A 24,118-nucleotide genomic window follows, 5' to 3' on the forward strand; every position below is an offset into this window, starting at 1 on the left:
CGTCAAAGGTCAGCCAGCATGACATGCGACGTTTCAGCTTTGCCCAGGTACGACATTACAGCTTTGCCGTAACACACAAAACATCGATAATTTATATTATGTAAAATTAATAAGAGTTCTCACGTTTGCAGAAGTTCGGCCGCGTTATTGGTGTTATGCGTCACGGCTATGATTTGCCGCCGTCCCTTCGCCGCTCGCATGACCGGCACGAGTGTTTTGTAAATGAACTCACTGTCCAGATTGTCTTCCGGTTGCTTATGAGCGCCGCATCCACGGAGTGATTGTTAGTCCGACCAGCAATCCCTCCGGCGAAAGAAATCGTGTGACTGTTTGACCCCATGGCTCCTTCTTGTTCCTGACGAGCATTCGATAGCCTCGCGATTCCAGTTCCGCAGTTGCGTCTTCAACGTTCTCGACATCAAATTCGAGCCATGCCTGGGGAACGGGCGTGTTGTCTGGCCAGGAATCTTTGCCAAAGCAGGACTGTGCCGCCTGCTCGAGCGGCCACAAGGCAAAACTCCCTACGCCTTTCAGGGCCTCTGTATGCAGATAGCCGCCCTGCTCCTCCGTGAATGAGATATTGAGGATCTCGCCGTACAAGTTTCGGCCCACGCTTCTATCGCGGACGATCGGTCCAAATCCGGCAACGAACAGGATCTTGATACGCTCGAACTCTTGCATGTGAGCTCCTCTTGAGGCAGCGGACAGCCCCGCGAACATAGTCAGCGGAGCAATTGCCTGCCTTCGATTCATGCGTACCGAAAGTAGACATCGCGCTGACATGTGTCTTGAATGAATCGGACATCCTGCGCATCTTTTAAAGGTTACACCCTGGCAGCCCCTGTGCTCGTGCTGCAGTTCGAACTCGCCAGGTTCTGCGTCATTTTTAAGAACTTTAATATGACGCACGTTCGGCAGGGTCTTCCTGACGCCGACGAGGACAGGATGGAGACGGTAATATGGCGCAACGGTTCTGGCTGCCGGCGCTCGCGATTGCGGGGCTTGGCATACGGGACATCATGGGCTACTGCGTCACCGAGTTGTTATTCTCCGGCGTGGTGTGCAGGCCGGGCCTGCATCTCTTCCAGCCGCTTGCGGACGGAGACACGACACATGGATGCTCACGAACCCGTCTCGCGACCGACACAGCTTGTCCGCCGCCCGGTGCTGGTCTGGGACGCGCCGGTGCGACTGTTTCACTGGCTGGTGGTGGTGCTGGTCACAGCGGCCTATGTCACCTTGAAGCTGAACTGGATCGACTGGCACGTCCGGGTCGGCGAGACGCTGCTCGCGCTGGTTATTTCCAGGCTGCTGTGGGGCTGCTTTGGCAGTGAGACCGCGCGCTTTCGCAGTTTCGTGGCGTCGCCCGCGGCTGCACTTCGTCATTTGCGTCACCTGTTTCGCCGCGAGCCGGATGTGCAGGTGGGGCACAATGCGGCCGGCGGCTGGATGGTCATGCTGCTGCTCGCGTTGCTGCTGGTCGAGACGCTGAGCGGGCTCTACGTCAACAACGACATTGCCGACGAAGGGCCGTTGAGCGAAGTGGTGCCCGTGTGGCTCGCCAACGCTATTTCGACACTGCACGGGTTTGTTTGGGACGTGCTGCTCGCCGCGGTGGCGCTGCACGTGCTCGTGATTGCTCTGTACGCAGTAGCGAAGGGACATAACCTGCTGCGTCCGATGCTAACCGGCTACAAGCTGCTGCCCTCGTCCATCGACGCGCCGCGGCAGATGCCAGCGCTGCTGGCGCTGCTGCCGCTCGGCGTCGGTGCTGCCATGGTGATGTTGCTCGCGGCCTATCTCTGAGCCTGCCGCGAACCTGATCTAAAGGTGCCGCTTTAGTGGTTGCGTCAGTTGCTCTTCGGCGGCACCACCTGGCCGCGGATCTCGCCATTCGGATTGTTCTTGGAATGAACGTTGATGTACATGTCACCGGCTTCGAACATCCTGGCGTCGTCCGGGGATAGCGTGGCCTGACCGTTGATCGGGCTCGTCATCTCCATGCTGCCCTTCTGAGAGAGCCAGACCTTCACGCCGGCGTTTTTGCCGGCTGGGGCAGGCCCGTGGAAATGCGCCATCGTGCCCTGACTCGACAATCCGCTGAAGCTGATGTTCCATGTTACGACCCGCGTGCTGGGGTCGTACGTGAGGTTGGCGCTGCCGCTGCCTGGAGTCTGCACGGGCGGAACCTGCTGGGCGCCCGTCAACGGCACTTGAAATGAGACCGGCGCCGCTTGCGCCAACGTCAGCGCACCCGCCAGGGCCAGACTACCGAACACCATGAAGGCACGCTGCGAGATGGATCGTGACATCTGGTTTTCTCCTTTTGGGTTTGCCCTTGCTGGGCGGTAGCCACTATCGAAGAGTGCGGAAGACCTCGTCGGCGCCGCTGGCAGCCAAAGCGATGAGACAAGGATAGACGCAAGCCGCCGGTAACTCCAGGTGGGGTCCCGAAAGCCTCTGGCCTTGAAGTGCCTGATCCTGGCCACTTTCGTCCACCCCTCCGAAACCTGAAAATACGCCTTCGGAAAGCACGCGGAGCCGGCACAGTCCACCCAGGTTAACGTTGGCCGGCAACGTCGCGGCGGCAATGCTCAGTGCGCGCGGATAGACGTTACCGCGCAGGCTGATGACGATCAGCGACGCGTCGGTCGTACACCTTTCCTGGGCGGCTTGATTACGCCGATCCGTGACAGTCGGCAGCCGCCTCTCCTCGCCCTTGGGCGTGGGCGGTCGAAACGCCAGGCCTTTGGGTGCCCGCGAACGGCGGTTATGGCCGACCAGCGGTCCCGAACGGCTCTAAACGACCTCCAGGCTGCGCTGACGATCCGTGCGGGGCTGGCCGATATCGTGACGCCCGGCATTCCGCCCGGACAGCACCACCGAATTGAACGCTGCCGCGCACGACACGTTCAAGAGCGTGCAGAAACGTCCTTCGGTCATCGCCGCCTGCTGGAAGCAGGCCACGCTTTGGTAATGCCATGACTTACGGAAAGATCAATAGCTCGGAGCCGCCCTGGGCTGAGGGCGCAGCAGCAGATAGAAGGCGGAAACATGCGTAATCATCAGCACAGGCACGTAGATGACCGGAATCGCGTACATAGCGCCCAGCTCTCCCGCACGCGCAGGAAGATCGGACTGGATAGCGTGGTAGTAGTCGAGGATGAGGTCGGTGGCTCCCACAAGATTGAAGGCTACGACGAACAACCAGAAGAGTGCGCGTATTCGTGCTGTGAGTAGCGCCAGCATCGCCAGAACTCCCGTTGCGAAGTCACCGTATGCAGCGAACACGGCGAAGCTGGCAGGCAGATGGGGACTGACGACGCCCGGCAGAATAAAGACCAGCCCGAAGAAACGGAAGCTGTGCAAGGTGGCGATGGCACGTTGCGCTTCGAATGGGTCCATCGACTTGAGCCTGGGCCAGACGTATACGCGGAAGCAAAGCAGCCAGGCGACATAGCCCAGAATGAGATGCAACTGGAAGAGAAGTTCCGGTGACATGTTGCCTCCTGTCAGGTGTTGTCTGGCGCATTGAAGGTCAGCAAGCAGATCAGCCGGCGCGTCGTCGGATCAGCTGGCGCAGCGACAGCGCGTGCAGCAGGATCGAGCCTGGCACCACGAAAGCAGGGGTCAGCACATCCGGATAAGCGCCGGCGCCGATGCTCGACACGCCCGGAACGATCAACTGGAAGCGGCCGGGCGAGGTGATCATCCCGAGGGTAATCGCGACGGCGAAGTCGGCGAGGCCGAAGATGTTCCAGGCGATCGCCGCCTTCCGCCCTTGAGCTGTACCGCTCGCCACAGCGATTGCCGCCGGCACGGCGAACAGGCCGGTCAACACATCGCCAGTTCCCGCCGGCAACGCGAACACGCCGGGCAGCACCCCATGCAGCCAGGCAGCGAGAGCCCAGCTGCCGAATACCCGGTAAAGCTGAAGAGCGACAAGCCAGCTCGCCGGCATCGCATCGAGCACCTGCCCCACCCGCTTCGACAACAGCAACAGCGGCGCGCCGATCATCACCGGCAGGAAGATCGCCAACGGCAACAACGGCAGGGGTGAGGCGCCCGTGAGAAAGACGCCATTGATCGCTGCGCTCCAGGCGAGCGCGAACCAAAGCGTGTCTGGGATCATGACCGCCAGCCAGGTCGCGCGGCGTTGGCCCGGCGTCAGGTCGGTTCGTTCGAGGCCGAGCCACAAACCGACCGCGATAAGCCCATGGGCCATCAGCTGATGGGCTGTGGTCGGCACGCCGCTGGTCGGGATAATCGGCATCCAGTAGATCAACACAATCCACAGCGCCGCCAACGGGATGAGCCAAAGCAGGCTGCGCCAGACGGGACGCGGCGGGACGATACCAGCGGGAACAGAGGCGGCGCTCATCAGCGGTTCTCCAGGTGAATTTGGGTCTTCGTGGATGCGGCCTCGAATACCGCGGTGAGAATGCCGAGTCGGCCTTCCAGGAGATTTCGCGCCAGGTTGGCGGTAAGCTCTGCGAAGTCCGGCCCCATCACCACGCCGAGATTTGGTGAGGGCGGCGGCCCTGACGCACGCAGTTGGGTAAACCAGGCTTTTGCGGCCTCGGTGTCGTCTTGCCATGCCAGCGTGCGGAAACCTGCTTGTTCGATCGCCTCGCGCGTTGCGTCGGCCGTCAGGAGAAAGCTTGTTGCCGGCGTTCGCGCCCAGGGAACGGGGTAGTACGGTTCGCTGCCGTTTGGGGCGCCCCGAAGGAAGTCCCCTTGGGGGACGACGTCGTACGTCGCAAACCTGCCGCATGGCTTCAGCACGCGTTCGATCTCCCTGTAAAGCCGTGCGCGGTCGGAGATGTTCATCGCCACGTGCTGCAGCAATACGGCGTCGAAACGGCTGCCGTCGAAGGGAAGTTCCAGCGCGCTGGCGGTATGGAACGAAACCTGTTCGCTCTGCCCGGTGCGCCGGGTGAGATAGCGTGCGGCATCCACGAACGGTTCGCTGAGGTCGATACCCGTCACCCGGCAGCCACAGGTTGCAGCCAGAAAACGGGCCGGCCCGCCAACGCCCGAACCGACGTCCAGCACCGACATGTCGGCGGTGATCCCGGCCAGTGTGGCAAGCTCGGCGGTGGCAGCAAGCCCACGGGTGTGAAACTGGTCGAGGGCGCCCAGTTGCTGCGGTGTGAGCCGCTGATCCTCCGGCCCAAGAACCGTGAGTGCGATCTTCAGCCGGTCGGCCAGGCCGGTCGCGCGATAGTGATCTCGCACACCATCAAGTGCATCAGTCATTGCAAGGTTCCTCCACGGTTCTGGCGGATTGTTCAGGGCTTGCGAATCGACATCGGCATGACGCCTCATCTGCAGGCGTAGGTGTACCATGGCCTCTCACGAGCGACTATTCATCACAATGTTGACGGGCTATGAAGCAGAACTTCACAGTCAGACAGGGCGCGCTCGATGGCGTGGAGGTGTTTCTGAGCGTTGCCCAGCATCGCAGTTTTCGCCGGGCAGCCGCGGAACTCGGGGTGACGCCGTCGGCCGTCAGCCAGACAGTACGTGTACTTGAAGCGCGCATTGGCGCAGCGCTCTTCATACGCACCACGCGTAGTGTCGGCCTGACCGAAGCTGGCGAACGGTTTCTTTCGCGCGCAAAGCCTGCCTTCGAGGAGCTTGTCGCCGCTAGTGAGGTTGCGCGCGGACTCGGCCAGCGGCCCGCCGGATTGTTGCGTCTTTCAGTGCCGCGCGCGGTGGTGCCAATCCTGCTGGAACCACTGATTGCATCTTTCTGCCAGGCTTATCCCGAGGTCGAGGTCGAGATCGCCGCAAGCGAGGAGCTGATCGATCTTGCGGCGGAAGGGTTCGACGCCGGCATCCGGCTGGGTCAGTTCGTCGACGCCGACATGGTCGCGGTACCGTTGACGCCGCCGTTTCGTCTCATCGTCGTCGGCAGTCCTGCCTACTTCGCAGGGCGCAGCCCGCCCAGGCACACGGACGATCTGCGCCAGCACGCATGCTTGCGATGGCGGCGATCCCGCGGCGCGCTCGCGCTATGGTCATTCAACGACAACGGCCACGCGATCGAGATCGCCGTATCCGGGCCCTTCATCGCCAACGACTTTCCCACCATGCTTGGCGCGGCAGTCGAAGGCATAGGCCTTGCCCAGCTACCTGAGCCGATGGCAGCTGACGGGTTGAGAGCGGGAAAACTGGTGCACGTGCTGGAGCCGTTCGCGCCGGTGATACCGGGCGTGTTTCTCTACTATCCAGGCCGCCGGCAGATCATGCCGAAGCTGCGCGCCTTCATCGATCATGTGAAGAGCCGCCCGGCAGGCCATGGCAAAGTCGCGGGTACAAGATGACTGTTGGCGTGCCGGGTTGCGGAAACGAGGGTGAGGTTTTCCTTTATATGGACGTCATTCCGGCAAAGGCCCCTCCTCTCAGGGAAATTTACAGGCCCCTCGTTTTCCCTCGCGAGCGGCCGCTAGTTGACTTGTACCGACCGATCGATGCGATCACCCTTGATACCACGGGCGCAGAAGCTCAATGCCGGGCACTGCTCCAGTCCCGCCAGTCGTGATGGTGATCCAGCCGTCTGAGCAGTTTTCGGCGCATTTGCTCCCGGTGATAGTGAGCGGCGACGAACGCTGCGGCCGTCACCAGCACGAATGAACCTACGACGATTGCCACTGCTTCACTCATCGGAACCTCCATTGCTGATCTCTCCGGTTCACTGCAGGTGTTGCCCTCCGTTGATCGCAATGTTGGCTCCGGTCACGAAGCCCGCCTCGCGCGAGCACAGATACAGCACGAGTGCGGCGACTTCGTCGGGCTGTCCGAGCCGACCGACCGGAATCTGCGGAATGATCTTCGTCTCGCGGATTTCCTCTGGCACTGCCATCACCATCTTCGTCGCGATATAGCCGGGCGAGATCGTGTTGACGGTGACGCCCTTCTTCGCCACCTCAAGCGCCAGCGATTTCGTGAAACCATGCATGCCAGCCTTCGCCGCTGCATAGTTGGTCTGACCGAACCCGCCCTTGGAGCCGATGATCGACGACACGTTGATAATCCGGCCCCAGCCGCGCTCGACCATGCCGTCGCACACCGGCTTCGTCATGTTGAACACAGAATCCAGATTGGTGCGGATCACCGCGTCCCAGTTGACTTTGTCCAGCTTCTTGAAGCTCGCGTCGCGCGTGATGCCAGCGTTGTTGATCAGGATGTCGACCGGTCCGACTTCAGCTTTGATTTGCGCCGCGCATCTTTCGCACGAGTCGTAGTCGGCGACGTCGACCGTGTACGCGCGGAACTGTCGTCCCTGCGCTTCCATCCGTGCGAGCCACCCGTTCGCACCGGTGTTGCCCGGCGAATGAGTGACCACGACCGCATAGCCGGCGTCATGCAGCTTGATGCTGATCGCTTCGCCAAGTCCGCCCATTCCACCCGTCACCACCGCGATCTGCTTTGCCATTGAATCGTCCTCACAAAGGCTGGCCGCGTGCTCATCTGGAGCAACACTGCCTTCAGTCAAGAATTGGAAGTATTGGAGGCCAGGCCCCGTTAGCTATGAGAAATCCTTCATATGATCTGCAGGCGACACCGCGGGCATCGCTGCCCGCGGCAGCCTTATCGCTTCGCAATCGCGGCTACGGGCTCGTTCCCGGCATTGCGTTGCGCGGCCTTGGACGTGGTGGCCATCACTGCATCAAGATTGGTTCCGGCAATCTCCACGGCCTGTTGCCCTGTCTTCTGCAGCGATTCGCACAGCGTCGTGGTGGCGCTGATCGCGGACTGCCACGCGGCGATCGCTACTTCGGAACCTGCTGGAGCGCTCTTTGCCGCTTCCTCGATGAATGCCTGCACACGGGCGTTATACCGCTCGTACTGCGTCTGCGCGAGTTGTGTGACCTCAGCCTGCGTTGTCGATGCGATGTCGAACGCTTGCCGGCCGTACGACAGCGACTTTTCTGCGAAAGGCCCGCTGAAACCTGCCTCCAGCGCGAACCACTGCTGCGGGTCTGTCGTGCCGGGCGCCTTCGTCATTCTCTCCTGCGCCTCCGCCAGCGTGGACCTGACGACCTGCAGGCTCAGCACGGCCAGTTTTTCGACGCCTTCAAAGACCTTGCCGGTCAATCCGAAGAACGCTTCGAGGCTGGCCTTCTGAGCGGCAGCGATTTGCTCGGGGTTCGATAGAGCCATTGTCAAATTCCTCAAGGTTCGATCCGGCGCGCGAAACCCCGATAGGACGGGTGTAGCGCAACGGATCGCGATAGTGAATAAATCGAAGCACAAGGACGCCTGCCAGGCAGCATGCGTCGCGAGGGCTTCGGACTGTCATTACACCAATAAGCACTACAAATTAAGGCCAAACTGAGACATCTGATTCACGACTGCTTAGGCGCTCGCCGTGTGATGCAGTGGCGCTCTTGTCGAACATGAGGGCGAGCGAACCCCGCGGCTTCGTTCATGGCCGGGTGGCGCACGCCGCAAATATCTAGCGCATCCGGGCGACCGCCTTGAGGATGAAATCGCCATTGCTTGTGACATGAGGACGTGGGCGTCCTGAAGTGAGGTCTTCCAGTGATATGAACTTACGCTCCAGCAGCGTGTCGAGCTCAGCGCGGCCCAGTTCGATCTGATCCGGCGCGTCCTTGATGAGCATTAAGGTGGCGAATTCATGGGGACTCAGCATATCGTCTCCTCCATTTAGTCTGTCTGCACTGGAAGTATTAATTACTGCTCTCTGGCGGCGAATGCCCGGCAAATATTCCCGGCGCCTCATCTGTAAAGCGATCATTCGAGAAATCGACGGTACGGAGACGTCATCATAACCGCTCAATTTTCAATTGCAATACGTAGGATGTTTTTATCGGCGCAGTCGTTTCGTCTGTTCAATGCTTTTTGCATGTGGCGTGGCAGCGCGTTGAACCCACAATGCCGTGCGGACGCCAATGGAGGCACGACTGGCATGGCCCAGGCTGGTCCTTCCTACACGTCAATCTTTGAATTGGCAGGGTTAATTTATATTTGAAGATTGTATTTATAGGTTAGCGTTTTCTTGAGGCGGTTATCCATACTCCGATATTGCGAAATATTTATTACTGGCGCGCGTGAATTTGCTACGTTGCCCGAATTTCGATCACCTCAAAGGCTCAATAACCGTCTGCCGCTGTCGCTAAGGAATGGAAGAATTCTCTACTATCGGCAAAATCACCAGAGCATCCCGGCCCTCACAAGAAGGCCCAATAGATACGGCCAGCCTATGAAAGGACGTTCGACGGGCCATACCGTTTTCCTGGCTTTCACTAGATCGATCGTGCCGCCCGTGTGCGTAGCGGGTGCAACGCGCGCTATCGGTCGGGCGCGCACGCGCGGGCCATGTCAGCATGTCTGCGGTTCCGCTGAAGGTGGTCGGATACTGGCCCTGGGGGCGGTACGTTCTGCGTCTCCGATAGAGGTATGATGGTCGATGCTGGTCACGTCAGCGTAGGAGGAAATCATGCCCTCAACCTCGACCACACGACCGATTCACCCGCCAGGACGTCCGGACCGCCCGGTCCACGGCGTTACGCCAGGCACCGGGTCGCCTGCTCCTGGACCTGTGCCGGGCACTCCCATTGACGTTCCTGATGCCGCAGAAGCGGAGCCGGTCCCGCACGAGCATCTACCGAGCAGATCTGACGACAATTGAGCTACCTGCGTGTTTAGCCCGGCACCGCCCGGGTGTGTTCCGTGCAGCCGACCTGCACGTGATGGCGTCGAGCGAAGATCCGTGGTTGAACGCCGCTCACAGGCCTGGAGGGCGAATTCCGCAGGGCGCGGAATATTCAGCCCTCCGACCACGACACAATTGCGCCAGCTGGCCGGGACAACCGTGTCGTTTCCGGTAGGTGCCCCACCCGTCTTTCAGTGGGCGCCTGCGGCCGCGTCACTCGAACCGCCAGCCTTGCCAGGCCTCGTGATCCAGATGAGCGGGATGATGATAATCATGATGATCGCTGCGCCATAGAACACGTCGTTCAGCCCTAACATGGCGGCCTGCGTCTGCACTGTATGATCGAACAGCGCATACGATGCTTGCTGGCCCAGGCCGAGCACCGAGTGATAGCTGTTCATTTGCGCGTTGAACATCGGGTTGGTCGGACTCGACTGCTGCGTCAGGATTTCATGGTGCATGATCGTTCGGTTGTTCCACACGACGCCCGCCAGCGACGTGCCGATGCCGCCAAAAAACATGCGTCCGAAGGTGGACAGGCCGGCAGCGGCTGGCACCTTTTCGGGCGGTTGGCCAGACAGGATGATCACGGTCAGCGGCGCGAAGAACAGCGCCATCGGAATACCCTGCAGCAAGGTCGGCAGGATAATGTACCCTTCGCTGAGATCCGTGTAGAAATACGAGCGCATGTAGTAGACGATCGCAAAGCCGATGAACGCACACGTGCCGATGATGCGCGCGTCGGAACGTGGCAGGATCTTACCCATGATCGGTGCGCCGATCACTGCGAAAATGCCCAGCGGCGCCGTCGCGAGCCCCGCATCAACTGCCCGATAACCCAGGTACTCCTGCATCCACTGCGGAAGCAACACCAGCGTTCCAAAAAAGATGCCATACGCGACAGCAATCGAAACCGTGCCTCCAAGGAAGTTGCGCTGCTTGAAGAGGGTAAGGTCGACGATAGGGTTTTTTTCCGTTAGCTCCCAGACAATGAATAACGCAAGGCCCACTGCGGCAACGATAGTCAAAACGACGATCGTGCTCGACGAGAACCAGTCGAGATCCTTGCCCTTGTCCAGCATCACCTGAAGCGACGCGACCCAGACGATCAGCAGCAGCAGCCCGACTACGTCGATTGGCAGCTTTTTAGCCGGTGTATCGCGCTTGCGATAGAGAATCCAGACCATCGCGGCAGCGAACAGCCCGACCGGGATGTTGATATAGAAGATCCATGACCAGCTGTAGCTGTCCGTGACCCACCCGCCGAGTGCCGGCCCCACAATCGGCCCGGTCACCACAATCATTGAGAATAGCGAGAGCGCCAGCGAGGATTTCGCCTTTGGCCACGAACTGAGCAGCAGTGCCTGGGACATCGGAATCAGCGGTCCGGCCACGGCTCCCTGCAGCACCCGTGCAAGAAGCAGGATCGGCAACGTTGGCGCAATGCCGCACAACCACGACGCAAATACGAACAGCAGGATCGAACCGACGAACAGGCGAACCTGACCCAGTCGCTGGGTCAACCAGCCGGTCAACGGGATCGCGATTGCATTCGCAGCGGCAAATACAGTGATAACCCATGTGCCTTCATCAACCGATACGCCGAGGTTTCCCGAGATGGTCGGAATAGCGACGTTGGCGATCGATGAGTCCAGCACTGTCATGAAGCCCGCGAGGCCCACGCTAAGCGAGCCCAAGGCGAGTGTCGCCCCCGTAAGCGGGGGGTGATTCGGATGGTTGGTGGTCATGGTGAAGATCCGGCGATTGTGTATCTGGCGAAAGGGGCACCGCATGTTTCACATGCCCCTGACCAGTGGGGGACGATCATTCGTTTTCGGCAATGATGTGCGCGATCGCAGCATCCGCATCGTCGCCATACTTTGCGAATACGTCAGTCTTGTAGGTCGAGGGAGATCCTGTACCGAGCTGCGCGCCATTGGGGTCCTTGACGTCGACATCCACGTTCATTGAAAGACCCACGCGCAACGGATGCTTTTCCAGTTCCGCGGGTGGGATCTCGATGCGCACCGGTAGCCGCTGCACCACCTTGATCCAGTTACCAGTCGCGTTCTGCGCAGGCAACAGCGCCAGTGCCGATCCGGTGCCCGGCGTAAAGCCCACCACCTTGCCGTGATAGACGACGGAGGACCCGTAGACGTCGGCCGTCAGCTCAACAGGTTGTCCAACCCGAATGTGGCGAAGCTGCCACTCCTTGAAGTTCGCATCGACCCAAACCTGTTCGAGTGGCACCACGGACATCAGCGGTGCGCCTGGAGACACGCGCTGCCCGACCTGGACCGTACGCTGCGCGATATACCCGGTCACCGGCGCCGGCAACGTCGTGCGCGCATAAGCCAGGTATGCGTCGCGAACGTGGGCGGCGCTTGCCTGGACATCCGGATGGTTCGCGACCGACGTATTGGCCGTCAGCGCGCGATTGGCACCGAGCTGTTGCCGGGCAGCGTCAAGCGCTGCCTGAGCTGACCGGACTGCGTCGCGTGCATGCGAGATTTCTTCATCCGACACCGCTCCTGTCATGCCCGTGGAAAGCCGGCGCTGCAGATCGTCCTGTGCCTTCGAAAGATCCGACTGACGTTGCGCGATTCCCGCACGATATTTGTCATCGTCGACATACAGACCATGTATCTGGCGCACGGTCTGCCCCAGATTGGCCTCCGCCTGTTGCAGCGCGATCTTTGCATCGGCCGGATCGATCTGGACAACCGGTTCGCCTTTCTTCACGACCTGCGTGTTGTCCGCATTGACTGCGATCACGGTGCCCGTGACCTGAGGCGTGATTTGAACGACGTTGCCGTTGACGTAGGCGTCGTCGGTATCCACGTGGTAACGGGCGTCAAGGAAATAGTAGGCGCCATAGGCAGCACCCGCCGTCGCAAGGGCAGCGACAAGCAGCGCAAGCAGCGCTTTGCGTTTTCCGGGTTGCTTCGTCGGCTCGTTAACCGACGGTGACTGAGGGGTATTCATCGATAGCTCCAACAAGGTTTGAGGTACGCCGTCCTGCAGCTACGCCTGACGGCTGATCTGGTCGTTCAGTGAGTTGTCGTGCCGTTGGACGGCGCAGGAATCGGTGTCTCTGCAGTGGCAAGGCCTGCGTGCGAGGCATCGAAGCCACCGCCTAGTGCCTTGATCAGCCCGATCTGCATGCTGCGGCGGTCCATCTCGAGGTTGACGACGGCCGTTTCGGCTGCCAGCCGGTTATCGTCCGCGTTCAACACCTGCAGTTGCTGGTTCAAACCCGCCTTGTATCGAACGAGTGCGAGTTGATACGCCTTGGTCTGTGCATCCAGTGCCTGCTGCGCATCGACCAGTTGACGGTCGGCTGAGTGGATCTGCGTGACTTGCGTGGCAACATCGGATAACGCGTTGATCAACGTCTGGTTGTACGTCGCGACGTCGTAATCGAAGTCCGCATAGCGGCCCTTCAGTTGGGAGCGCAAGGCACCGGCATCAAAGATAGGAAGATGAATCGCTGATCCCGCCTGGATCTGACGGCTTCCGGCCGTCAGCAGGCGCCCCCAGCCAAACGCGTCCAGTCCCGCCGCTGCGGAGAGGTTGATGTCCGGAAAGAACTCAGCCTTCGCTTCCTTCACATCGTGGATTGCTGCATCTACCTGCCAGAAGGCCGCAACGATGTCCGGGCGACGCGAAAGCAGATCGGCGGGAAGGTTGTCGGGAAGCGCAACGCTGGCACCCTCTCCGAGCGATGGATTGGCGATCTTGAGGCCGCCGTCCGGTCCTTCACCAAGCAGGGCACCCAGCTGGTAGCGTACGGTCGTGATCTGTCCATCGAGGTCGCTGACGCTGGAGCGGCTCGTTGCGGTTTCGCCATATGCGGTCTGCCGCTCCACGTTGGTGTCGAGCCCCGCCCCAACCCGCCCATCCGTGATTCGCCCGATATCCTCGCGATTCTTCACTTCGCGAACCTCGATATCACGCAACGCATAGAGCTGCGCAAGATGGTTGTACGTGCTTGCCACTGAGGCGGCCAGGGAGATGCGCACCTCCTCGGCTTCGGCGTCGGCTACCTTTTCCTGCGAGATGGCCTGACGAAGCCGCTCCCGATTCTTGCCCCACAGGTCGAGGTCCCACGAAGCACTGGCGAGCACGGTGTTCTCGCTCTGCCACGTGCCGCCGTACGGCGGCGGAACGATGCCATTGCCCGTATAGAGCTGACGCGTCCAGGCATAACTGCCCGTTACATTCGGATAGAGGGTCGACCTGGCGCTGCCGACATATGAAGATGCTTTCTCGATGCGGGCGCGTGCCTGGTCGATCGTCGGATTACCCTGTAACGCCTCGTCGATCAGTGTGGGCAGTTGTGGATCACCGAATTGTTTAGCCCAATCCATTGCTGGCCACTGTCCGCCCTCCGCGGGCAAACTCTGCTTCGTCTCGAACTTCGCGGGAGGCGCGATCTGCTTGTCGCTCCTGATGCCGCCGTAGTTGACGCATCCGGCCAGGCCGAGCGCCGCTACCGCTGCGGCTATCGAGGCCGCCCATGCGCCCGGTCGCAACTGGGGTCGGTGATGATTCATCATGGTTTCGATTTTCCTTTGGCTCATCTGGGGAACATGTCTTCGTACGATTAATAGTGCATATGCACACAATAGCGTTCAGGTGTTCACGTATCGATGCACGGAAGTGAATCAGTTTGTTGCTTTGTGGTTACCTTTCGGACAGTTCGCTCGTCATGCGGAACAGTTCACTTCGCAGATGAGCTGCCTGTTGCTGCCCAAAGTTACGTTCGAAACTGGCCTGCGCAGCTGCCCAGTGAGCGGCCGCTTCGTCAAGCTTCGCGCCCCCTCTCCTCGTGAGCACGACCCGCAGTCGCCGATTGCTTTGCTCTTCGGCAGGAGCAACCACCAGTCCACGCCGGAGCAAGGGTTGAAGCGCCCGAACGAGAGTCGTTCTGTCCATCACCATCGCCTGGGCCAGTTCAGTCATAGTCAGATTCGGACAACGACACAACGCCCTGAGAATGCTGAACTGCGTGGGCGTGATGCCGACCTCGGACAGATGACGCTCGTAAAGCTTCGAAATGTGTCGAGAGGCCTGACGAAGGGCGAAACAGTCGTCGTCTTGAAGATCAGTTGAGTGCATATGCACACGTTAATGCAACGGCCATCGGGAAGCGATGCGTGCCGGATTATCAGTTTGTTGTCGTTTCTCGCACCAATTGCCCGAGGACTATCGGGAGTTCTGTCTGGGGCGCCGACCTGGCGCGTACGTGGTCCGGATCCGATCGGCCTCGCCACCGTAAGTGGCGACTTATGCAGCTTTGCTTCCGCCGCGTTTCGCAGGTCGTTTTACCGGACTAGCGCGATGTCGCCAGCGCCGTGAAAAAGACGGCCGCATAGTCGATAAACGCGCGCACCTTGGCAGGCAGCAGTGTCCGATTGCTGTATGCGAGCTGGATGTCGATGCTGTCGTCGACAAGCTGCAAACCGGTGAACAGGCGCACGAGTTTTCCCGAGGCCAATTCGTCCTCTACAAGGGCTACGGGCACGACACCGATTCCGAATCCCTGCAGCACCATTTCCAGGTTGAAGGCGGGGCTGTTCGACGAAACATCGAAATGAAGCGGAACGCTCAGCTCGTTCTCGTCAATCCGGAAGCCGATGCTGGGGCGACGAATGGATGGCGAAATCGGTACAAAAAGATGATTGGCCAGTTCCGATGGATGTCCTGGCGTTGACGACGCCTTCAGATACTGTGGCGTCGCGACGATGACAACCGGAATGCGCTCGAGCAGACGCACGACCGTCGTTTCGCTCGTCAGCATGTACGGAACAATGATGCCAAGGTCGTACCCGTCGGCGACCAGGTCGACGGGCCGCTCCGTCAGCGTCACGTCGAGCGTGACCTTCGGATGGGCCCGCTTGAATCCGGCGATCAAGGGAACCAGCCGGCTTACCGTCGCCGTCGTATGGGCGACAAGGCGCAAGACGCCGCCCGCTTCCCGTGTCTGGTTTGCTACATCCGCTTCGAGTGCATCCAGATCATCCAGGATGCGCACGCAGCCTTCGTAGAATCGTTCCGCGGCTTCGGTGAGTGAGACCTGTCGAGTGGTGCGGTTTAACAGCCGGCATCCCATGCGCTCTTCCAGCCCCGCTATCGCCCGCGACACCGCTGGCCGGGCCAGTCCATGAATATCCGCCGCTCGGGTGAAACTCTTCAATTCGACCACCGACCGGAAAACGCGCAGGCTTTCGACATATTCCATGGTGAGATCTCTTCGATCAATGGGAACAAAGGATGGACGGAATGCCGCTTTCAGGGCCACCGGATGTTCCAGTTGCGGACCTTGTCTCCCCGGTATTTCAGAAGATAGGCAACTGTTGAGCCGATAACAGACAGCAGTCTATGACGCCGTGGCTCCGCCGGATATGGCTGCCGTGCATCTCGGTGCCCAGCGGGCGGCCCGCAGGAAAGCTACGTGAAATCATCGCCTTCTCGGGACAAAGTCTAATAGCACGTTCGTTCTATTTTATGTATGCTTCCCGGAAACGGTCGCATCAGCTCGCGGCGCGGCCGCCCTGCTCCAGCCAGTCGCACACGCGCGACAGCGGCTTCCTATTGTCCATTCTGCGAAGACACACCATGTCGTTGATACTGTCCCGCCGTGACCTGAATTTCGTGCTGTACGAATGGCTCAAGGTCGAGCAGCTGACGCGTATCGCGCGCTACACCGATCACTCGCGCGAAACCTTCGACGCCGCGCTCGATACCTGCGAGAAGATCGCGACCGATCTGTTCGCCCCGCACAACAAGAAGAGCGACCAGCAGGAGCCGCACTTCGACGGCGAAACCGTTGCGGTTATCCCTGAGGTCAAAACGGCGTTGAAGGCCTTTTGCGACGCCGGCTTGATGGCAGCCGGCCAGGACTACGCGCTGGGCGGGATGCAGCTTCCCCTTGTCGTGGAGAAGGCAGGTTTCGCGTGGTTCAAGGGCGCGAACGTTGCCACGAGCGCTTATCCGTTCCTCACCATCGGCAATGCCAATCTGCTGCTTGCACACGGGACCTTGGCTCAGATCGACACGTTTGTGCTGCCGGAGTTGCAGGGCCGTTTCTTCGGCACCATGTGCCTGTCCGAGCCGCAGGGGGGCTCGTCGCTGTCCGATATCGTCACCCGGGCCGACCCTGAGGGCGACTCGCCGCTCGGGCCGCAATACCGGCTGCGCGGCAACAAGATGTGGATCTCCGGCGGCGAACACGAACTCGCCGACAACATCGTGCATCTGGTGCTCGCCAAGATCCCCGGACCGGATGGCAAACTGATTCCCGGGGTGAAGGGCATCTCGCTTTTCATCGTGCCGAAGTATCTGGTCAACCCGGACGGCTCGCTGGGTGAGCACAATGACGTCGTGCTGGCCGGCCTGAACCACAAGATGGGCTACCGCGGCACGACCAACTGCCTGCTGAATTTCGGCGAGGGCACGAAGTACACACCGGGCGGCAAAGCCGGCGCGATCGGCTATCTGGTGGGGGAACCGCATCAGGGTCTCGCCTGCATGTTCCACATGATGAACGAGGCGCGCATTGGCGTTGGCCTCGGTGCGACCATGCTCGGCTATACCGGCTACCTGCATGCGCTTGACTATGCTCGCAATCGCCCGCAAGGGCGACCTGTGGGAGCTGGCGGCAAGGATCCGGCCTCGCCGCAGGTGCCGCTCGTCGAACATACAGACATCCGCCGCATGCTGCTTGCGCAGAAGAGCTATGTCGAGGGTGGCCTCGCGCTGAACCTGTATTGCGCGCAACTGGTCGATGAGGCGCGCGCAATCGCCGATCCCGCCGAACTGGAACGGATGACGCTGCTGCTCGATCTGCTCACGCCGGTGGCGAAGAGCTGGCCGTCGCAGTGGTGTCTGGAAGCCAACAATCTCGCGATCCAGGTCCACGGCGGCTACGGGTACACACGCGAGTACAACGTCGAGCAGTTCTATCGCGACAACCGTCTCAATCCGATCCACGAAGGCACGCACGGCATCCAGGGGCTTGACCTGCTGGGCCGCAAGGTCGTCGTGAAGGACGGCGCTGCGTTGCGGCTATTCGCCGAACGCGTGCAGGCGAGCATCGCACATGCCGCCAGATCCGGCGATGCCGCCCTGGACGGCCACGCACAAGCGCTGGCTTCCGTGATGAAGCGTCTGACGGAAGTCACCCGGATCCTGTGGTCCGGCGGCGACCCGAGCCTGGCGCTCGCCAACGCCACGGTCTACCTGGAAGCGTTCGGTCATATCGTCGTCGCGTGGATCTGGCTGGAGCAGGCGCTGGTGGCGCGGGCGGCACTGACGGGAGCCACGGGCGCCGAAATGGACTTCTACCGGGGCAAGCTGGCCGCAACCGACTATTTCTTCCGGTGGGAATTGCCGAAGACCGGGCCGCAACTGGACCTGCTGGCCTCGCTGGACCGCACCACACTGGATATGCAGGACGCGTGGTTCTAGGCGCCTCTTCCAGACACACGACATCGACAGAAAGAACGAAGACAGCATGCGCACAATTCAACAGTTGTTCGACCTGACCGGCAAGACGGCCCTCGTTACCGGTGGCTCACGGGGCCTCGGCCTCCAGATTGCCGAGGCGCTCGGCGAGCAGGGAGCGCGGATCGTGCTGTCGGCGCGTAAGGCCGATGAGTTGCAGTCCGCCCAGATCCATCTGCAAGCGCGCGGCATAACAGTGGACTGGATCGCCGCGGACGGCTCGCGCGAGGCGGACATCGCCGATCTCGCGGACAAGGCGCTTGACCGCCTCGGCCACGTCGACATCCTGGTGAACAACGCTGGCGCAACCTGGGGCGCACCGGCGGAAGACTACCCGACGGATGCCTGGGACAAGGTCATGAACCTGAATATCCGCGGGCTGTTCCTGCTTACGCAGCGCATCGGCAAACTGTCGATGATCCCGCGCCGCTACGGTCGTGTCGTCAACGTGGCATCGATTGCCGGCCTCTCGGGCAATCCGCCGGGCACGATGAAGACCATCGCATACAACACATCCAAGGGAGCGGTAATCAACTTCACACGCACGCTTGCAGGGGAATGGGGGGAGCACAACATCACGGTCAATGCGTTGGCACCGGGATTCTTCCCGTCGAAGATGACCCAGGGGTCGATCGCGAGGCTGGGTGCGGAAGCGATGAGCGCCGGCGTTCCCCTACGGCGCCTCGGCGACGACGAGGACCTCAAGGGCGCCGCGCTGCTGTTCGCGAGCGAAGCCGGCAAGCATATTACCGGCCAGGTGCTGGCAATTGATGGTGGCGCCAGCGCCGTGTGAACGGGGCCGTGAAAACGGAAAGATGATGCTGGCCGCTACGGATCGGCGAGCACTTCCAGACGAGGTAGCCACCCAAGGTGTCGGTCGCGAGTGTCGGTTTGCGAGGCGGAAGACTTTCCAGATGGCTCCTCGGACGAGATGTGACATCCCGTGCCGAATCACCAGCTCCAACGCACGCCGACATCGCCGCCCACGATGCTGCGATGGGCCCCGTTCACGTTCGTCGTGTAGCCCGCGGTCGTGAACACGCTGCCGCGCCTGCTCACGCGCGCGACCACGCCCAGACCGAACTGGGCCGCCGTCGCCGCGACGCTGGTGGGGATCACGGTGGTCGCTGCGAAGGTCGCGCTGTCGGTTCCGCCAAAGTATCGCCAGAGATTGGCGCGCAGATACGGCTGCCACACCGTGCCCGCGCCTTCGAAGTGCCCCAGCAGCCGTACGCCGAGACGTCCGATCAGACCGCTCGCGCCATGAAACGACACGGTCGATATGCCATCGTCGAGGTCGTTCACTGAAACGTGCTGCCAGATCAGTTGCGCCTGTGGCTCGACGCTGAGATTGGCGGCGAGCGGAATCGGCAAGCCGGCTTCGAGCGAGGCCGCCTCTGCATGGCCATGTGTGCTCGTCTTGACACCCTCATTCGATGATGGATCGATCGTGAGCGAACTGCCCATCAGCACGGCATCGGTGTACCAGCCGCCGGGACCGATGTGCGTCCAGTAGCCGCCGACGCTGTACGCGTTGATCGAGAGATGGCCGGCCGCGAAGTCGGGAAAGCCGAGTGCGAATCCGCTGACATCGCCCGTCGCCCGGGCGAAGCCGACAAAGAAGCCATAGTGATTGCGATGGCCGCTCGGGCTCGTGTCGGCGTACACGTCGTGGCCGACCTGGACGCCTCCCATCGCACCGCTGAATTCTGGATTGACGGCGCCGCTGTTGCGCTGGGTCGCATGCTCTCCCCATATGCGGGCCCATGCAGCCGGCAGCGCGCCAGTCTCGCTCAGGAGCGATTGCTCGCCTTGCCGGTCGTGAAATGTGCCGATTTGCGCGATGTTGAGTTCGCGCGCGAGGACCGGTACTTCGGCATACACCGGCACTTCCATCCGGTAGAGCGGCGTTGGGTCGGAACCGGCGGGCGGCGGCGGCAATGGCGGCGTGCCGGCCGCGGCGACGGGGCCGATGAGTGTCGGTGTCGGTGTCGGTGTCGGCGTTGGCGTTGACGTTGGGACCGGAGCAACGCTCGAACGCAAGTACCAGTTGTCGGCCGTTCCAGCACTCACACCGCCCTTGAACAGGTAGTACGTGTAGGCGCCAGCCATCAGCGGCCTCGGCAGCGAAAACGCGCTTGCGGTCGTCGTTGCGCCGTTCGTCGCCTGCACGACCATGATGCCGTCCGTCACCGTTGCGCCGCCCGTTCCGCCGACGTTGGTCACGCCGATCGACGTACTGCCCGAGCCCGTGCCTTGCACGATCACCAGCCTGTCGCTGGGCGAGCCGTCTGCGCCGAGCACGCTTTGCACCAGCAGCCGGCCGTTGAGCCCAACGTAGTTGCCGTTCACCACCAGTGCATCGCTCGTGCTGGAGCCGCCGTTGGTCAGATCGATCGTGCCCGCGTTGTTGACGGTGACAAGCTGTCCAGTGACCGCCGGCATGATCGCTGGATCCCCCAGGCCGCCCGCGAACAGGGTGCTGGTCGAATCGATATTGAGCGTGCCGGTCAGCGTGCCGCTATCGCCGAGCGTCAGGCCGTTGTTGTCGAGCGTGAGCTGGCTGCCGTTCGTGACGTTGATGGTCTCCCAGTTGATGAAGCGGGAGAGGCCGCTGGCCTGCGTGCCGTTGAACGTCAGGACATCGGTGCCCGGCCCGCCGTCGAACGACGGCACGCCGGCAAGATTGGTATCGGTGAGCCCGGTCAGCGTCGCGGTGTCGTTGCCGAGATCGAGCCGGACAAAGCCGGTGATCGTGCCGCCGCTCCAGTTGAATGTGTCGTTACCGCGGTCGAGGAAGATGGCCCGGCCACCGCCGCCGGCAATGTTGCCGGTATTGTTGATGGTGATGCTGGATGCGTCGTTCGAAGCAATCGCCTCCGTGGTGCCGCCGAGAAGCGTGCCGCTGTTGTTGATGGTCGCGTCGCCGCCGATCAGGGAAATGGCAATGTTATGGCCTGAAATCGTGCCGGCGTTGTTGAACGTACCGCCACCGTTCCCATCTACTGCATTCGCCTGCTGGCTTACGATGCTCGCGCCCGCTGCATTGTTGAACGTCACCCTGCCCGCGATGAATGCGCCGAGGCCACCCGGTCCGCGCGCAGTGATCGAACCGGTGTTCGTGATGATGCCCGGTGCCGTATCGAGCGACTCGATGCCGTGCGCATTGGCACCCGATACGTTGATCGTGCCATTGTTGGTCAGCGTGTTATTACCGCTTCCGCCGACCTGTCCGCCGTTCGCAAGCAGGCCGTGCGAAGCGCTGCCGGTCGTCGTGATGGTGCCGTTATTGACGACGGTGTCGTTGATGGTCTGCACGCTCATGCCCGGCGAGCCGTCGGCGGTGGTGGTGATCGTGCCGTTGTTGGTCAGCGAGCCTCCGCCCGCGCTGGCAAAATCGAGCATCGCGGCGGAATTGGTGCCGTTCGTCTGGATGACGCCGCCCGTGTCGTTGAGCATCGTGACGGCGACGCCCTCGTTGAACATGCCTTCCGAAAGGTTGCCGTTCGTGCTGATCAGGCCGCGGTTCGTTAGCGTGTCGTGGCCTGAGACGGCGTCGCCGACGGAGAAGCCGTCGAACGAGTCGCCAGTGACGCGTACCGTGCCGAGATTGACTATCGCGCTGCGGTCCCATACGACGAGTGCGTTGCCGCTTGATATGTCCAGTTCGGCGTTGGGTTGAATGTTGATGGTGACATTCGTACTGTCGGTCACGGCGCGCACCTGCGTCGTTGTGGGATTGGGCGCGGCCGGCGTGCAGGTGGCGGTCTGTCCCGACAGGGGCGCGGTGTTGTCGCAGCCTGCAACAGCGGGTGCAAAGCGGACAAGAAGCGCGAGACCGAGCGCGACCGGGAGCGCCTGCGACAGAGGTGTCAATGCGAACGGCGGGCGCGTACGGCGCATGCCTCCTCCAGATCGGACCGACTCATTGGGGTCCTGTTGTGTTCGCTTGCTCCGGATGCCACCGCTTTGGGCGTCGGGAGTGGAGATTCGTCAGGCGATACGGGCTAGCGTAGTGCACACATCGCGGTTATGCAAATCGGCAACCTCGTGGGCGAACGCTCCGTTACGCGGCTCCGCACGCATTGTCTTGCCCGGCACGTTCATGTTTCGCCAGTTTCAGTCTAAACTTGCGGATAACACAAATGCATTGTTTTTACAGAGAGGTTGCGCGCCGTGCATGATATGACTGTCCGCCGTCTGAGCCATGTCGTTGCGCTCGCCGAAGCGGGTAGTTTCGCGCGGGCTGCCGATCGCGTGCATCTGAGCCAGCCGGCGCTCAGCCGGAGCATCCAGGCAATCGAGGCGGAGCTTGGTCTGCGTCTGTTCGATCGCGCAGCACGGGGCGTCACGATTACGCAGGCGGGCAAAAGGATCGTCGAACGAGCGCGTCGCGTCTTGTTTGAAGCGAATTGTCTGGTGCGGGACGCGGAACTACTGAAAACCCACGAAGCCGGCGAAGTGCGGATTGGCCTTGGTCCCTATCCGGCCATGGTTTTGCTGCCGGAGATGCTGGTCGAGTTTTCGCAACGTCATCCGAACGTCGAAGTAAAACTCGAACTCAATCATGCGCAGCCGATGATCGACATGCTGCTGGCAGAAGAGGTCGACTTCCTTGTGCTGGACCGGCGCGTCCTTCCTGACAATCCGGCGCTCTCCGTGCGCCCGCTTCGGCGTCATGAAGGTGCGTGGTTCGCCCGCTCCGGTCACCCGCTGATTGCCCGCGGCCCGGCGTCCGCCAGCGCGTTACGCGAATTCCCACTTGTTTCGGTACCGCTGCCGCCGTTCATGCAAAGCGCGGTGCATCGGCTTCTGAAAATCCGCTCTCACGAGAAGATTTCGGTGCAGCTGGAGTGCAACGACGTGCGTGTCCTGAAGTCGTTCGTTGAGCAGACCGACGCACTGCTGTTTGCTACGGCATCGTCTGTCCGCAAGGAACTCGCGGCGCGGACACTCGTGCCCGTGCATGTGAAGGACGCTCCTCGTATTGGACTCGAGATCGCCCTGGTGGTGCTCGCCGACCGCACGATGTCCCCTGCCGGTGAAGTTGCCCTCTCGCTTGCAGAGCAGGTCTTGAACGACGCCAATCTGGCTCAGCGGACCACATGAGAGTGCGTGACCTTCCATCGCTCGCTGATCGTGGTTGACGCCGGTATGCGCTGATAGCCTCGCGTGCTGAACGCCCGCGCAAAGCAAGGGCGACGTCAGAGCCAGGTCGGCAGGCCAGGTCATCTCAGACCGCTTTCTCCATCCCTCACAGTTGTCGTCGAGCTTTCCAGCCGGCTGGCGCTGGACTGCTCGCGCCCTCCTCCGTTCGACAGGCTTTGCCTGCTGCAACCGGCCGGATCAACTGAATGTGGATCCCCCTGGACTGCGAAGATTCGACGGGACACACCCGCCTGTGCGCTTTCATGCGCGCCCTGCAAGCTTCCCATGAAAACAATGCACTAGTGTTTTGAATCGCCTGCCTTCAAATTAGCACGATCATTCTATTTGCATTGATGCAATGGGGCGAAAGTAACAGCCAACGCGCTGCCGTTCCGGAAATTCCGGCGTGCCGTGTGGTGCGGGCTGAAGTTGGAGACAGCGGTTGCCTTGCAGCACCGCTTTCTACCTGATCCGCTGCAGGCGGACATAAAAAGAGGAGACATGCATGCGTTTGATCAGTCAGGGTATTTGCGGAGCCACGCTGGTTCTCGTCGCCGGCGGTGCCGCGGCGGCCGATTCGAGTGTGACGTTGTACGGTGTGGCCGACACGTTCGTCCAGTACCTCGACAATGGCGGAAAACACACTTGGGCCGAACGAAGCGGTGGCTCGACCGGCTCGCTCTTTGGCCTGAAGGGCGATGAAGATCTGGGCGGCGGGCTTAAGGCGCAGTTCGACGTCGAGACCGGCTTCAACCTCAACAACGGCACCCTGTTTGC

The 24,118-nt window shown here is 61.2% G+C and carries 22 protein-coding genes and 1 pseudogene; 7 read left to right on the top strand and 16 right to left on the bottom strand.

The genetic code is table 11. The annotated features are described in order from the left end of the window. Nucleotides 1-255: 255 nt before the first annotated feature. Nucleotides 256-681, bottom strand: a complete 426-nt coding sequence (locus tag P3T16_RS33625; RefSeq protein WP_429345494.1) for a VOC family protein — start codon at nucleotides 679-681, stop codon at nucleotides 256-258. A gap of 275 nt (nucleotides 682-956) precedes the next feature. On the opposite strand from P3T16_RS33625, the pseudogene P3T16_RS33630 reads away from it, so the two are divergent. Both P3T16_RS33630 and P3T16_RS33635 read left to right on the top strand, forming a co-directional pair. Then, nucleotides 957-1,085: pseudogene (locus tag P3T16_RS33630) on the top strand (TIGR00366 family protein); the annotation flags it as partial. Nucleotides 1,086-1,113: 28 nt separating this feature from the next. Next, nucleotides 1,114-1,806 carry a cytochrome b/b6 domain-containing protein gene (locus tag P3T16_RS33635; protein ID WP_429345495.1) on the top strand — a complete coding sequence of 231 codons (693 nt, stop codon included), beginning with the start codon at nucleotides 1,114-1,116 and terminating at the stop codon, nucleotides 1,804-1,806. A 44-nt stretch (nucleotides 1,807-1,850) separates the two neighbouring features. Here P3T16_RS33635 and P3T16_RS33640 read toward each other — a convergent pair whose 3' ends face one another. From P3T16_RS33640 to P3T16_RS33660, 5 genes are all read right to left on the bottom strand, one after another. Next, nucleotides 1,851-2,312, bottom strand: coding sequence for a CHRD domain-containing protein (locus P3T16_RS33640; protein ID WP_429345496.1), 462 nt, complete (start codon nucleotides 2,310-2,312; stop codon nucleotides 1,851-1,853). Nucleotides 2,313-2,799: 487 nt separating this feature from the next. Beyond that, nucleotides 2,800-2,943 carry a hypothetical protein gene (locus P3T16_RS33645; RefSeq protein ID WP_429345497.1) on the bottom strand — a complete coding sequence of 48 codons (144 nt, stop codon included), beginning with the start codon at nucleotides 2,941-2,943 and terminating at the stop codon, nucleotides 2,800-2,802. Nucleotides 2,944-2,997: 54 nt separating this feature from the next. After that, on the bottom strand, nucleotides 2,998-3,501 hold the full coding sequence (locus tag P3T16_RS33650) for a hypothetical protein (protein ID WP_429345498.1): 504 nt from the start codon (nucleotides 3,499-3,501) through the stop codon (nucleotides 2,998-3,000). Between the two features lie 49 nt (nucleotides 3,502-3,550). Next, on the bottom strand, nucleotides 3,551-4,381 hold the full coding sequence (locus P3T16_RS33655) for an MFS transporter (RefSeq protein WP_429345499.1): 831 nt from the start codon (nucleotides 4,379-4,381) through the stop codon (nucleotides 3,551-3,553). After that, nucleotides 4,381-5,259 carry a class I SAM-dependent methyltransferase gene (locus P3T16_RS33660; protein WP_429345500.1) on the bottom strand — a complete coding sequence of 293 codons (879 nt, stop codon included), beginning with the start codon at nucleotides 5,257-5,259 and terminating at the stop codon, nucleotides 4,381-4,383. The genes P3T16_RS33655 and P3T16_RS33660 overlap by 1 nt, the downstream gene beginning before the upstream one ends. Nucleotides 5,260-5,390: 131 nt before the next feature. Here P3T16_RS33660 and P3T16_RS33665 point away from each other — a divergent pair, with 131 nt between their 5' ends. Then, complete coding sequence (locus tag P3T16_RS33665; RefSeq protein WP_429345501.1) at nucleotides 5,391-6,329, top strand: LysR family transcriptional regulator; 939 nt, start codon at nucleotides 5,391-5,393, stop codon at nucleotides 6,327-6,329. Nucleotides 6,330-6,510: 181 nt separating this feature from the next. Here P3T16_RS33665 and P3T16_RS33670 read toward each other — a convergent pair whose 3' ends face one another. From P3T16_RS33670 to P3T16_RS33710, 9 genes are all read right to left on the bottom strand, one after another. Beyond that, nucleotides 6,511-6,669 carry a hypothetical protein gene (locus P3T16_RS33670; RefSeq protein ID WP_429345502.1) on the bottom strand — a complete coding sequence of 53 codons (159 nt, stop codon included), beginning with the start codon at nucleotides 6,667-6,669 and terminating at the stop codon, nucleotides 6,511-6,513. Nucleotides 6,670-6,697: 28 nt separating this feature from the next. Beyond that, nucleotides 6,698-7,441, bottom strand: a complete 744-nt coding sequence (phbB, locus tag P3T16_RS33675; RefSeq protein WP_429345503.1) for an acetoacetyl-CoA reductase — start codon at nucleotides 7,439-7,441, stop codon at nucleotides 6,698-6,700. 155 nt (nucleotides 7,442-7,596) lie between these two features. Further along, nucleotides 7,597-8,169: a TIGR01841 family phasin gene (gene phaP / locus P3T16_RS33680; protein ID WP_429260673.1), complete on the bottom strand. Its 573-nt coding sequence runs from the start codon at nucleotides 8,167-8,169 to the stop codon at nucleotides 7,597-7,599. A 295-nt stretch (nucleotides 8,170-8,464) separates the two neighbouring features. Further along, nucleotides 8,465-8,662 carry a hypothetical protein gene (locus tag P3T16_RS33685; protein WP_429260672.1) on the bottom strand — a complete coding sequence of 66 codons (198 nt, stop codon included), beginning with the start codon at nucleotides 8,660-8,662 and terminating at the stop codon, nucleotides 8,465-8,467. A gap of 1,214 nt (nucleotides 8,663-9,876) precedes the next feature. After that, nucleotides 9,877-11,433: a DHA2 family efflux MFS transporter permease subunit gene (locus P3T16_RS33690; RefSeq protein ID WP_429260671.1), complete on the bottom strand. Its 1,557-nt coding sequence runs from the start codon at nucleotides 11,431-11,433 to the stop codon at nucleotides 9,877-9,879. A gap of 76 nt (nucleotides 11,434-11,509) precedes the next feature. Continuing rightward, entirely contained in the window at nucleotides 11,510-12,670 is a 1,161-nt protein-coding gene (locus P3T16_RS33695) for an HlyD family efflux transporter periplasmic adaptor subunit (protein WP_429345504.1), read from the bottom strand. Between the two features lie 65 nt (nucleotides 12,671-12,735). Continuing rightward, entirely contained in the window at nucleotides 12,736-14,241 is a 1,506-nt protein-coding gene (locus tag P3T16_RS33700; RefSeq protein WP_429345511.1) for an efflux transporter outer membrane subunit, read from the bottom strand. 130 nt (nucleotides 14,242-14,371) lie between these two features. Beyond that, nucleotides 14,372-14,806: a MarR family winged helix-turn-helix transcriptional regulator gene (locus P3T16_RS33705; protein ID WP_429345505.1), complete on the bottom strand. Its 435-nt coding sequence runs from the start codon at nucleotides 14,804-14,806 to the stop codon at nucleotides 14,372-14,374. Between the two features lie 214 nt (nucleotides 14,807-15,020). Next, nucleotides 15,021-15,929, bottom strand: coding sequence for a LysR family transcriptional regulator (locus P3T16_RS33710; RefSeq protein WP_429345512.1), 909 nt, complete (start codon nucleotides 15,927-15,929; stop codon nucleotides 15,021-15,023). A 377-nt stretch (nucleotides 15,930-16,306) separates the two neighbouring features. Between P3T16_RS33710 and P3T16_RS33715 the strand changes: the two genes are divergently transcribed. Then, complete coding sequence (locus P3T16_RS33715) at nucleotides 16,307-18,157, top strand: acyl-CoA dehydrogenase (protein ID WP_429345506.1); 1,851 nt, start codon at nucleotides 16,307-16,309, stop codon at nucleotides 18,155-18,157. A 46-nt stretch (nucleotides 18,158-18,203) separates the two neighbouring features. Then, nucleotides 18,204-18,986 carry an SDR family oxidoreductase gene (locus P3T16_RS33720; RefSeq protein WP_429345507.1) on the top strand — a complete coding sequence of 261 codons (783 nt, stop codon included), beginning with the start codon at nucleotides 18,204-18,206 and terminating at the stop codon, nucleotides 18,984-18,986. Nucleotides 18,987-19,144: 158 nt separating this feature from the next. Here the strand turns inward: P3T16_RS33720 and P3T16_RS33725 are convergent, their stop codons facing one another. After that, the gene (locus P3T16_RS33725; protein ID WP_429345508.1) at nucleotides 19,145-22,096 is read right to left on the bottom strand and encodes an autotransporter outer membrane beta-barrel domain-containing protein; all 2,952 of its coding nucleotides are present in this window, start codon (nucleotides 22,094-22,096) and stop codon (nucleotides 19,145-19,147) included. 282 nt (nucleotides 22,097-22,378) lie between these two features. Here P3T16_RS33725 and P3T16_RS33730 point away from each other — a divergent pair, with 282 nt between their 5' ends. Together P3T16_RS33730 and P3T16_RS33735 are read left to right on the top strand one after the other, a co-directional pair. Beyond that, entirely contained in the window at nucleotides 22,379-23,302 is a 924-nt protein-coding gene (locus tag P3T16_RS33730) for a LysR family transcriptional regulator (RefSeq protein WP_429345509.1), read from the top strand. Between the two features lie 544 nt (nucleotides 23,303-23,846). Further along, nucleotides 23,847-24,118, top strand: a 272-nt coding sequence (locus tag P3T16_RS33735) for a porin (RefSeq protein WP_429345510.1), incomplete at its 3' end; no start/stop codon positions are given.

The organism is Paraburkholderia sp. GAS42 (assembly GCF_050436565.1).
Taxonomy (GTDB): Bacteria; Pseudomonadota; Gammaproteobacteria; order Burkholderiales; family Burkholderiaceae; genus Paraburkholderia.